This is a genomic window from Dokdonia sp. Hel_I_63 (assembly GCF_007827285.1).
Classification (GTDB): Bacteria; Bacteroidota; Bacteroidia; order Flavobacteriales; family Flavobacteriaceae; genus Dokdonia.
Genome location: NZ_VISD01000001.1, coordinates 3,121,629 through 3,133,079 on the forward strand (window position 1 = coordinate 3,121,629; position 11,451 = coordinate 3,133,079).

At 39.7% G+C, this 11,451-nt stretch carries 10 protein-coding genes; 7 read left to right on the plus strand and 3 right to left on the minus strand.

What is annotated here, in order from left to right; all coding sequences use genetic code 11:
• Window positions 1-6: 6 nt before the first annotated feature.
• From JM84_RS13730 to JM84_RS13740, 3 genes are all read left to right on the plus strand, one after another.
• Window positions 7-474 carry a sterol desaturase family protein gene (locus tag JM84_RS13730; RefSeq protein ID WP_013751435.1) on the plus strand — a complete coding sequence of 156 codons (468 nt, stop codon included), beginning with the start codon at window positions 7-9 and terminating at the stop codon, window positions 472-474.
• Window positions 475-565: 91 nt separating this feature from the next.
• Window positions 566-1,558: an NAD-dependent epimerase/dehydratase family protein gene (locus JM84_RS13735; RefSeq protein WP_144784828.1), complete on the plus strand. Its 993-nt coding sequence runs from the start codon at window positions 566-568 to the stop codon at window positions 1,556-1,558.
• Window positions 1,549-2,565, plus strand: coding sequence for a glycosyltransferase family 2 protein (locus JM84_RS13740; RefSeq protein ID WP_144784830.1), 1,017 nt, complete (start codon window positions 1,549-1,551; stop codon window positions 2,563-2,565). Before JM84_RS13735 ends, JM84_RS13740 begins: the two co-directional genes overlap by 10 nt.
• Window position 2,566: 1 nt before the next feature.
• Here the strand turns inward: JM84_RS13740 and JM84_RS13745 are convergent, their stop codons facing one another.
• Together JM84_RS13745 and JM84_RS13750 are read right to left on the minus strand one after the other, a co-directional pair.
• Complete coding sequence (locus JM84_RS13745) at window positions 2,567-3,892, minus strand: M24 family metallopeptidase (RefSeq protein ID WP_144784832.1); 1,326 nt, start codon at window positions 3,890-3,892, stop codon at window positions 2,567-2,569.
• A gap of 87 nt (window positions 3,893-3,979) precedes the next feature.
• Window positions 3,980-5,128 carry an outer membrane protein assembly factor gene (locus tag JM84_RS13750; RefSeq protein WP_261375758.1) on the minus strand — a complete coding sequence of 383 codons (1,149 nt, stop codon included), beginning with the start codon at window positions 5,126-5,128 and terminating at the stop codon, window positions 3,980-3,982.
• A 149-nt stretch (window positions 5,129-5,277) separates the two neighbouring features.
• Between JM84_RS13750 and JM84_RS13755 the strand changes: the two genes are divergently transcribed.
• From JM84_RS13755 to JM84_RS13765, 3 genes are read left to right on the plus strand one after another with little or no spacing between them, the layout of a single operon-like run.
• Window positions 5,278-5,733, plus strand: coding sequence for a tRNA (cytidine(34)-2'-O)-methyltransferase (locus tag JM84_RS13755; protein ID WP_144784836.1), 456 nt, complete (start codon window positions 5,278-5,280; stop codon window positions 5,731-5,733).
• Window positions 5,734-5,735: 2 nt separating this feature from the next.
• Complete coding sequence (locus JM84_RS13760) at window positions 5,736-6,254, plus strand: hypothetical protein (RefSeq protein ID WP_144784838.1); 519 nt, start codon at window positions 5,736-5,738, stop codon at window positions 6,252-6,254.
• Window positions 6,235-6,795 (plus strand): hypothetical protein, encoded by a 561-nt coding sequence (locus tag JM84_RS13765; protein ID WP_013751428.1) that lies wholly within the window; start codon window positions 6,235-6,237, stop codon window positions 6,793-6,795. Before JM84_RS13760 ends, JM84_RS13765 begins: the two co-directional genes overlap by 20 nt.
• A 22-nt stretch (window positions 6,796-6,817) precedes the next feature.
• Here the strand turns inward: JM84_RS13765 and bshC are convergent, their stop codons facing one another.
• Window positions 6,818-8,413: a bacillithiol biosynthesis cysteine-adding enzyme BshC gene (bshC, locus tag JM84_RS13770; protein WP_013751427.1), complete on the minus strand. Its 1,596-nt coding sequence runs from the start codon at window positions 8,411-8,413 to the stop codon at window positions 6,818-6,820.
• A 121-nt stretch (window positions 8,414-8,534) separates the two neighbouring features.
• Between bshC and JM84_RS13775 the strand changes: the two genes are divergently transcribed.
• Complete coding sequence (locus tag JM84_RS13775; RefSeq protein WP_013751426.1) at window positions 8,535-11,024, plus strand: M14 family metallopeptidase; 2,490 nt, start codon at window positions 8,535-8,537, stop codon at window positions 11,022-11,024.
• The last annotated feature ends 427 nt before the right edge of the window (window positions 11,025-11,451 follow it).

The following is an 11,451-nucleotide window of genomic DNA, read 5'->3' on the forward strand; positions in this document are numbered from 1 at the left end:
ATACTAATGCAAACATTTCTTTGGATACTCGTTTTTGTAATGACATTCGTCGTAATGGAATTTCTAGCTTGGGCAACACATAAATATGTGATGCACGGCTTTTTATGGTCACTTCATCAAGATCACCACCACAAAAAACACAACTCATGGTGGGAAAAAAATGATCTCTTCTTTATTTTTTATGCCCTAGTTTCGATAGGCTGTTTCCTATTGTGGCAGTATGAAGGCGTATGGATCGGTTTACCTATAGGCTTAGGTATTTTTGCCTACGGTCTTGCATACTTTGGCGTACACGACATATTTATTCATCAGCGATTTAAGTTATTTCGTAATGCAAATGGATGGTATGGTAAAGCATTGAGAAGAGCACATAAAATGCACCATAAACATTTAGGTAAAGGAGATGGAGAATCTTTTGGGATGCTCTTTCCTCCAGTAAAATACTTCAAGCAAGCAAGAGCAAGCAAGAGATAAAATATAAAAGACCACTGTAAAAGGTGGTTTTTTTATGCTTTCGCGAAAGCAAAACAACACTCCTCTCAATTCCTTTTTCTAAGTTTGCAGCATGCAAATAACCTCATTAGTTACTGGTGGAGCTGGCTTTATAGGAAGTCATGTTGCTCGTCATTTACTAGATTTAAATCATCAAGTCGTAATACTTGATGATCTCTCTGGTGGTTTTAAAGACAATATTCCAGAAGGCGCAACATTTATCAATGGCTCTATCACAGATGTCTCACTTATTGACGCTATATTTAATCAATATAATTTTGACTACGTATACCATCTAGCTGCATATGCCGCCGAAGGGTTGAGCCATTTTATCCGTAAGTTCAACTACGAGAATAACCTCATTGGGAGCATCAATCTCATTAATGCAGCGGTTAATCACAACATAAAGAAGTTCATCTTCACAAGCTCTATTGCTGTATATGGAACTCAAGAATTACCACTTAAAGAATCGCAAAAACCACAACCCGAAGACCCTTATGGTATTGCAAAATATGCGGTAGAGATGGATCTGGATAATGCACATAACATGTTTGGGCTAGACTATATTATCTTTCGCCCGCATAATGTGTATGGGCCTGGACAAAACATCGGAGATAAGTATCGCAATGTGGTGGGTATATTTATGAATCAGATTTTAAAGGATGAACCGCTTACCATCTTTGGCGACGGAAATCAGACCCGTGCTTTTACCTACATAGATGATATAGCACCTTATATTGCGGCTAGTTACGCTTTCGCGAAAGCGGACAACCAAAATTTTAACATAGGCGCAGACACCGAAAACACGGTAAATGATCTAGCTAAAGAAGTAGGAGTTGCTATGAAAAAAGAAGTGATCATCAACCACCTCGAACAGCGCGAGGAAGTGGTACACGCCTATGCAGACCACTCAAAATTTACAGAAATCTTTAGCCCAAAACCAGCCACAACACTTGCACAAGGATTACAAGAAACGGCAAAATGGGTAACCGAACACGGCGCGAGAGAAAGTAGTACTTTTGACCCTATAGAAATCACAAAAAACTTACCAAAATCGTGGCAGTAAATCAACCCCTCGTATCTATCATAATGGCCGTAAAAGACACGGCTCCATATCTACACGATTGCATAAACTCGATTATAAACCAGACGTATCAAAACTGGGAACTTATTGCTGTAAATGATCACAGCACAGATGAGACTCCAGAGATTCTTGCAGCATTTGCAAAGCAAGATGCACGCGTTCGTGTTTTTGACAGTGACGGCTATAAGCTCATCCCGACATTACAATGTGGATACAGAGAAGTACGCGGAACCCTGCTCAACAGGATGGACTCTGATGATAAAATGCCAGATTATAAAATTCAGCTCTTAGTAGATGAGTGGCATAAGTATGGAAAAGGGCACGTGATTGCTGGAGGTACAGAGCACTTTGTAGATGAGGGCGAGGTAGGTGATGGTTTTTTACGCTATGAGCGCTGGCTTAATGAAGTGGCCAGAACAAGCACACACTACCAGCAAATTTATAAAGAGTGTGTTATCCCGTCACATTGCTGGATGATTCATAAAGATGACTTTGATGCCGTAGGTGCTTTTGATCCTGTTATTTATCCAGAAGATTATGATTTATGTTTCCGTATGTATAAACACGGGCTCAAAGTTATAGGGATAGATGCGATACTTCACCACTGGCGTGATCGCTCTAACCGTATCTCACGCACTTGGGACGAGTATAAAGACAATCGCTATTTTGATATGAAAATGCGCTTCTTCTATGAGATAAATCGTGATAAGACACGGCCACTCGTACTCTGGGGTGCTGGCCGTAACGGTAAGGATATGGCAAAGATTTTACAATCGTATAATGATACCTTTCATTGGGTTTCAAATAATGAGAAACAGATAGGTAAAGACATTTATGATGTACGTATGCAATCTTTTACAGATGTCCCATCTATAGAAAATGCGCAGATTATGATTGTAGTTTCTTCTCCCGATGGAAAGAAGGAAATACAAGCACTACTCGATGCTTGGGGCAAAGAGGCGGTCAAAGATTACTGGTTTTTTGCTTAGTTTATTTATTTGAGATAATAACAAGTTCTTCTTGTGGCGCGATAAGATACTCCGCTCCATTTTCTGTTACTACGGCCATCTCTTCTACAGACATTGTTTTTACACCACCGTCTGCTAGTTTCCAAGAGTGAAAACCGTCAAAGGCAAACGTCATCCCTTCCTTGATTACTTTTTCTGAGGCTGGTCTCACGTGTGATGCTTGAGAACTTCCTAGGTTAGGTCCTACATCGTGAGCGACATAGCCTACTGGGTGGCCCGTGCTCCACATCACATAATCAGACCCTGCTTTTTCCATAAGTACGCGCTGAGCTCTATCTACATCTACTCCTTTTACGCCAGGTTGCATCGTAGCGAGTGCTGCCCTATTTCCAGCTTTAGAACTTTCCCAGTAGTGCATAATCTCATCTGGAGCCTCGCTCTCACCTCCTTTTAAGACATATGCAAATCGCTGTATATCTGTCACCCACCTGTCATATACTTTGATGCCAAAATCTATTTGTATCACATCACCAGGCATAATTACTTTATCTGTCGCGTGCGAGTGCCCACGGTCTGGCCCAGAATTTACATTAGGGTTTTGAGCAGGAGCCCATCCATCTGTCACGCCATACTCTGTCATTCTTTGTTTTAAATATTTTGCAATGTCTGCATCTGTAGATGTACCAGGTACGACTTGCTCGTAGGCTTCAATCTGCCACTGGGCAGTGAGCTTTGCTGCTTTCTTTAAGATGGCAACTTCTTCTGGTAGCTTTATAGATAACCACTCATACACCACCTCTTCAGAAGATACTAATTTTGAGGTTTCGTCACCTAAGGCACCAGCAATTTCTTCGTACTGTGTATGCGTAAGTCCGTCTGCCATCACATTTTTTGAAGATGTGTTTACGGCAATACTTTTAAAATCTTTTGTTTTGATAAAATCTGAGGCTTGTTCAAGAGCTGATGTTCCTCGCGCTACACTCACGACCTCCTCGTGTATATCTAGATCATCTAGCGCAGTTGCTTCTCCAGAAGGTGAGAACACTTTAGAGTGAAAGCCAGTTGCGTCGTTATAAAATAAAAATACGGCGGTGCCACCAGCATTTTCTCCTCCTATGTGATCTGCAATGGGGTCATTATTATTTTCTCTACAAATAGTCATCCAGCAATCTACATTTGCTGTTTTGAGAGCTTGCGGTAATAGCTGACTAATACGCTTCTTTCTAATATCTGGCCAAGGATTTTCTCCCCAGTAAGTTTCGGGGTTTATGGCAACTTCTGGTTCTTGCTGCTGAGCACAACTACAAACTAAAAAAATGGTAAGAAAAAAGAGTACAGGTTTAAGCATCGTATCAGGATTATTTTCAGAGTAATATAGAAATTTTGATCCTATCTCTAAAAATAAAATGATGCAAATTACACTAGCTGCTCGCTATTAAAATGCCTCTGCAATCCCCAAGTAAAACTCACTAGAACCTCTACCAAAACCTACATCAAAACGAAGATTGAGACGCTCTTCCTTATCTATCATAAAACGAAGACCACCTCCATAGGTAGGTTTTAAGTTCTTAAACTGAAAATCGCTCACATCATTATAGATATCACCTCCACCGGCAAATAATACAGCGCCAAAACGAGAGTTCTTGAACGTCTTTCTATACTCTACCTGGCTTGCCAGTAAATCTCTACCTACATAACGGCCTTCTCTATAACCACGCATAATCTCACTACCTCCAAGAAAAGAAAACTCAGAAAACGGTAAGTCACCACGAGTAAATCTTCCCACTATCTGGAATGCAAGAATATCATCCTTATCTGCAAATGGCTTTGTATAATGTCTTAAATCAAAACGTGTCAAATCAAAGTTATGTGTACCTCCAAGCGCCTCAAAATATTGACCTCTCGTCGTCTCTAGGTACCATCCATTTTGAGCATTTAGTACATTATTTCTGTTATCATACAGTGCAGCAACCTCAACACCTAGCGACGTAGAGCCATCATAACCCGTAGGTCTGGTTTGATCTATAAGTCCGCCCTCTTCTATATCAACAGAGTAAATGTGATTAAATCGCACACCAGCACCTACAAAAAGGTAACGTGTAAAAGCCTGCTTTAAAAAGATAGGCTCCACTAGTAACTGGTAATAATTATACTCCTCCTCTGCACTTTCTGGTGAGTTTGTGCCAAAACCATAAAACAGTCTTGGGTAATTTTGAAAAAGGATATTACCCTCTATCACCCACTTCTCTTGGTTAGTAAAAATCTCAAATCCAGAATAAACAAAAAACTGACTATTAAGTGTGTACTGCAGCGTGATAGGCATATTAGACACACGCGTCTCCTCCCCACTACCGTTAAATTTAAATAAGTATTTTGCACCCGTCCCAAAGGCAAAATTTGTCTCCGGACTGTAACTCATTACTGGTGCTGCTATAAACTTAGATGCATATAAAGTACTATCTTTTGCAACCGCCTTGTGGTTAGGGTGAAACGTAAAAAACTCTTTAATTTTTTCAAAATCCTGTGCCTGTGCCGTCTGTGTATTACCTACCGTAAAAAGTACGATGGCAATAAGACATATCAATTTTTGGGGGAAGTAGTTTACTCTCAAAATGCTATTTTTGGGTAAAGATACTGTAAACGGGAGTTATAGCCCGTGACAAGCTTTAGTTTTTGTGATAACATTAGTATCTCACACACCATTTATACACCATACATCCCATCAAGCAAGCCATTATGCTCAATATTGTACTCATACATCCAGAAATCCCAAACAACACAGGTAACATAGGTAGGCTTGCCCTCGGTTCTGGCTGCAAACTGCACCTTGTAAAACCCTTTGGTTTTGAGATAGACGACACCCGCCTTAAACGCGCAGGTCTTGACTACTGGCAGCATCTAGACGTACAGTATTATGATAATACAGAAGACTTTTTTAATAAGAACGCTTTCGCGAAAATGGCCTTTCTCTCAAGTCACGGCACAAAGTCACATTATGACATTCCTTTTGAAGAAGACCTATTTCTCGTCTTTGGAAAAGAATCTAAAGGACTCCCAAAAGAAATCACCGAAAAACACCCCGACCAACTATATAAAATCCCATTATTTAGCGAACACATCAGAAGCCTAAATCTCGCAAATGCCGTAGGAATTGTAGCTTATGAAGGGATAAGGCAGTTGAATTTATAGATATGAAGTTACGTTTAATAATTCTTTTTCTACTTATTGTAGGTTATCAAAATGTATTCTCTCAAGACACTTTATCTGTCAAAGAGATATATTTTGATAAAAATCTTACATATCAAGGCTATAATGATGAGCTATTTACTGGTGTTGCACAAAAACTTAGAAAAAACGGAAATGGTCATATTGTTGCAGAAGAGATATATAAGAATGGTGTTCTTCTAGAATGGAAATTATTTTATAATAAAAGTCATAGAAGACTTGCTGAAAATGTTTTCTACTATAAGAAATATCCACTAACACCAAAGGAAAGAATTCGCTATACAACTAAAGAGGATGGTAAATTCACTGAAAGGACTTATTACGACACTAATTTTAAAAAGACTTTAGTCACAAGACATAAGGATACTACTTTAGTATATAAATGTCCTTATACAGACGGAAAGAAAGATGGTGAAGAGTTTTGCTTAAATGATAATGGAAATCCAACAATCACAAAGTTCATAAATGGTAAAAAGAACAACTAAAAATAATGAGCAACTCCAATATTATTCTGCTCTAGGTTTTTTTAAACAAGCTAGAATATCTGCTGAAAGAATCAACTTTAACAGCGGACTCGAGGGCTTTGAACTCTCACCTGTTTCTGCAACTTGCTATACTTTTGCCGCAGAACTACTTTTGAAACTTCTTCATAATATATCACCTTCAAAACCCTCTAAAAGCGGTCATAAACTTGAGGAACTTTTTGATTATCTACCATTGGAAACTCAGAAGAAAATTGAAAGGAATTTTAATTCTAAAAAACTGAAAACTAATTCAAAAGAAAAACTAAAAGCTGTAAAATTCACTTACAATACTAGTCTTAACAACAATAGTGACAGAGAAGATAAAAATGACATCACAAATTTGAATATCAAAGAATTACTCAGACTTCATAATGACTCCTTTGTTAATTGGAGATATTCATATGAAGTCAAGAACTATACATATTCAATAGAGTTTAATTTTAAACTAATTGATGACTTCGTAGAGTCATTAATAGAAACTATTGAAAATGAGATAAGATAGACTATAAAAGCTAACAATTCTCCTACAAAGTAACCACCGTAAACTCGCCACCTAGCGGCTCAAGAGCATTTACTAACTCAGGGATGAGTTGCTCGCCAAATTCTAGATAAAACTGTGAGAAGTTGGTATTTCTTTCTTGTAGGCTTTGCATTGGGAAAACTTCGTTTTGTAAATCTACTAGACGTTGTACGTGATCACTTAACTTTCGCTTTTGTGCACGTAGCAATCTACTCTCTAAGTTTTCTAAGCCTTTGAGTTGTTTTACTTCTTGAGCTTTTACGGCTCCTATAAAACTAGCGTCTGTCTCTTCGGCTAGTAAGTGCATTGCTTTAAACTGCTCTTTTAAGAAGCTGCGTTGTGCAGAGAAGTCTATCTCTATATTTGAGATGGCACGCACTTTTCGGTTAATGAGTTCATTTTGTTTCAAAAATAAATTTGGCAACGACACGCCTAGATTTTCTGCCTTTGTACGTTGTTTTTCTGTACGTATTAATACTGAGTTACGAAGTAGTAATGCTGGAAATGGAACTCCTACTTCTTCAAAATATGTTTTAAGCTGGAACCAGTACGCCAGCTCTCCGCCTCCACCTATGTAACAAAGATTCGGCAAAATCACTTCTTGAAAAAGTGGTCTCAGCAAGGCGTTAGGCGAGAACCGTTCTGGATGATTAGCAAGCTCGTTGAGTATCTCATTTTCGCGAAAGCGGATATCTGTATCATTTACCACATACATATCATCCACCTTGATAATGCGCTCACGGATGCCTTTTGTAATGTAAAACAAGTTAATCTCACGAGGGTGCACTTGCTCTGGGTAGCCTAGCGCAGTGAGCTGCTCGGTTTGCTGTGTCACCTTTGCGTGCGACACGCCCTCTAGCAATTCTCGTTGTACATAAGGAGCAAATAATTCTTTAAGTCCCGCGTCGTTACCATCTACAATGACAAGGCCGTACTCACCAAAAAGCTCGTTACCTAGATAGCGCGTTGCATCTGCCAGATTATCGTGATTGAGGTAGGCATCACTAAAAAGTTTTGAGAGGTACTCCGCATTTCTAGAAGTCCCGAGCTGTGTTTTAAATAATGCTAGTACCTCAGGCAGCCCATCGGTTGATAGTTCGCCTACGGCGCCACCGTCCTCACGATTCCACTGTACTTTTTTACCTTGAAAATTGAAGTAGTTAATCTCGTCAAAATCGTGATCCTCTGTCGCCATCCAGTAAATAGGCACATAATTGCGGTCTGGATCTTTCTCTTTAAGCTCCTTGCAGAGGTTAATCACAGAGATAATTTTATATAAAAAATAGAGCGGCCCCGTAAATAAATTGAGCTGGTGCCCTGTGGTAATGGTAAACGTATTTTCACTGGCAAGATGCTCTAGATTGAGCTGCGTCTCGGCAGAGGTGTTTGTACTTTTATATTGCGCGATGAGGGAATCATATAAACGCTTTCGCGAAAGCGGACTAAAAAATTGACCCTTCTCTTCTGCCTGTTTAATAAGATTATCTGCGGTAGGAAATCTGTGATAAAAGGGCTTAAGTGCTTCTTCTTGATCTAGATAGTTAGTGATTAGATTAGAAAAATACCCAGTTTCACGGTACGGCAGACAGTCGGTTGGCATAAATTATGGTTTAGATAGTAAAGATAAATCCGTTAAATAGCGAGTTTTCCCAAAAAAACGTTAAAACGCTGATTTGCGGCGAGCTCTTTTTATAGCTTTAGCTTTTGCTAAAACCAACCAAATGCTCAGAATCTACAGCCTTTTTGTCGCCTTATTTCTCACAACATTACTGACTGCACAAGTACAATCTCCATCAGAATTTCTGGGGTACGAGATAGGAACACAGTTCTCACGCCACGCAGACGTAGTGCGCTACTTTGAGCATGTTGCAGAAAATAGTGACCTAGTAACCTACCAAACATATGGTAAAACAAATGAGCGCAGACCGCTTACGTATGCAGTTATCACAACAGCAGCAAATCACAACAATCTAGAAAACATACGTAAAGCAAATCTTGAGCAAACAGGTATTGCCTCTGGTAATTCTGGTGCGGCAGATAAGGCGATTGTATGGCTTTCTTATAATGTCCATGGTAATGAAGCTTCCTCAACAGAGGCATCTATGGCTACATTGTATGAGCTTGTGACTACAAAAAAAGATTGGCTGGAAAACACTGTGGTTATTATAGATCCTTGTGTAAATCCAGATGGACGTGACCGCTATGCAAACTGGTTTAACCAAGTGGCATCTACACCTTACGATCCAGCTCAAGTAGCTGCAGAACACGATGAGCCATGGCCGGGAGGAAGACCTAATCACTACCTTTTTGACCTAAACCGCGATTGGGCTTGGGCTTCTCAAGTAGAATCACAGCAACGATTAAAAGTATATAATAAGTGGATGCCACACGTGCATGTAGATTTCCACGAGCAAGGTATTAATAGCCCTTATTACTTTGCTCCAGCAGCAGAGCCTTTTAATGAGATCATCACAGACTGGCAACAAGAATTCCAAGTAGAAATAGGAAAAAACCATGCTCGCTATTTTGATAAAGAAGGTTGGCTATTTTTTACCGGAGAGAGTTTTGACTTACTCTATCCATCGTACGGAGATACGTACCCTATGTTTATGGGTGCAATTGGGATGACCTACGAGCAAGCCGGTCACGGTCGTGCAGGATTAGGAATAGATACAGATCAAGGTTTTGAACTTACCCTTGTAGATCGTGTAGCACATCACAAAACCACAGGACTTTCTACTATAGAAATATCCTCTGCAAATGCTGGTAAGCTTAACACCCAATTTAAAGACTACTTTAATACAAGCGGCCTTAAATATAAAAGCTACGTACTTTCTGGAAATCTAGACAATCTTAAAGAACTTGCGACACTGCTAGACAGGCACGAGATCAAATATGGCTTCTCATCAAACGGGAAAGCCTCAGGATTTTCTTATACCTCAAACGGTCAAGGAAGCATGAGTTATGACATGGCAATGGTGGTGAGTACTAATCAGCCAAAAGGTAAAATGGTAAAAGCGCTTCTTGAGCCAGATGCAAAACTGAGCACACCACTTACTTATGACATTACTGCCTGGAGTTTACCGCATGCTTATGGCCTCAAAGCTGTAGCAAGCACGTCACTCGTTACTGCAAATACGGCAAATCCTTTTACCACAAACAACTCAAACCTGAATGCAAACGCTGCAGGTTATATCGCAAAGTGGAATAGCCTTGAAGATGCAAAGCTACTTGCTGCGCTATTAAAAGAAGGAATTAAAGTACGTTTTACAGAAAAGCCTTTTGCAAATAATGGAATCTCTTATGAACGAGGATCGCTAGTAATTACAAAAAGTGATAACAAAGGACGTACAGATTTTAATGAGGTTGTAAATACGCTTTCGCGAAAGCATAACAGAATCCTTAACGCAACGAATACTTCATTTTCGACCTCTGGTCCTGACTTTGGATCATCATCTATGAAACTTATCAATCCGCCGAAAATTGCATTATTGAAAGGAGAGGGAACCTCATCATTAAGTTATGGAGCCACTTGGTATTTCTTTGAGCAAACACTAGGATATCCTGCTACCTCGATTGATACTGGTAATTTAGGTCGCATTGACCTAGAAGAATTTGATGTACTTGTAATGCCTAGCGGCTGGTATGGAAGTGTGCTTAATGATAGTACACTAGATAAAGTAAAAGATTTTGTGCGCGGTGGCGGAAAAGTAATCGCGATAGCGAATGCCGTAGGAAGTTTTGCTGGAAAATCTGGTTTTAACTTAAAACGCAACAGCAATTCAAGTGACGACGACGATACTTCGAGCGATGATAATCTCATTCCATATGCTGAGCGCGAGAACGCAAGTACCACCAACTTTATAACAGGTTCTATCTTTAAAACCAAAGTAGACCCTACACATCCTATGGCTTTTGGGTACGATGACACCTACTACTCTTTAAAACTAGGAAGCAACTCTTATTCATATCTGGACAAAGGTTTCAACGTGTCTTACATTCCAGAAGAAGTAACTAATGTTGCAGGATTTGCGGGTGATAATGCCAAAGCAAAACTTAGCAAATCTCTTATTTTTGGAGAAGAACGCATGGGACGCGGTAGCGTTATCTACATGGTAGACGACCCTCTTTTTAGAGCTTTCTGGCACAACGGAAAGTTATTTTTTGCCAATGCTATTTTCTTGACTAATAATGGAAAGTATAGGTTGTAATTACAACGCTTACTAAAACAAAAAAAATGCCCTGTTCTACAGGGCATTTTTTTTGTTCTAATTTCTTTCCCCGGCCCTCAGTCATTCTGCCAATTTATTTTACCCTAGCTCGAATCAGTCGGCCAATTCCTTTCCCCGACCCTGAAGGGTGGGAATTGGAATTAGAAAATTCTAGTTTACTCACTCTTGCGAACATCTCCCTGACTCCCTCTTGGAAGATGGACACTGTTGTGGTTAGGTTACGTTATTATGATGCCTAATTTTCTAAGAAAAGTCACCCTTTAGGGACGGGGAAAACTTTTTGACTGGCAATTTGTTCATAGCCCTGAGTCAGTCAGCCAATTCCGTTCCCCGACCCTGAAGGGTGGGAATTGGAATGGAATATTCTAAGAAAAGTTAATCTTTAGGGACGGGGGAAAACTTTTCG

What these genes read in the sequence shown, in the direction of transcription:
- bshC (WP_013751427.1), bottom strand. Translation starts at nt 8,413, where the DNA reads ATGCCAACCGACTGTCTGCCGTACCGTGAAACTGGGTATTTTTCTAAT.
- JM84_RS13730 (WP_013751435.1), top strand. Translation starts at nt 7, where the DNA reads ATGCAAACATTTCTTTGGATACTCGTTTTTGTAATGACATTCGTCGTA.
- JM84_RS13765 (WP_013751428.1), top strand. Translation starts at nt 6,235, where the DNA reads ATGGTAAAAAGAACAACTAAAAATAATGAGCAACTCCAATATTATTCT.
- JM84_RS13745 (WP_144784832.1), bottom strand. Translation starts at nt 3,892, where the DNA reads ATGCTTAAACCTGTACTCTTTTTTCTTACCATTTTTTTAGTTTGTAGT.
- JM84_RS13735 (WP_144784828.1), top strand. Translation starts at nt 566, where the DNA reads ATGCAAATAACCTCATTAGTTACTGGTGGAGCTGGCTTTATAGGAAGT.
- JM84_RS13775 (WP_013751426.1), top strand. Translation starts at nt 8,535, where the DNA reads ATGCTCAGAATCTACAGCCTTTTTGTCGCCTTATTTCTCACAACATTA.
- JM84_RS13760 (WP_144784838.1), top strand. Translation starts at nt 5,736, where the DNA reads ATGAAGTTACGTTTAATAATTCTTTTTCTACTTATTGTAGGTTATCAA.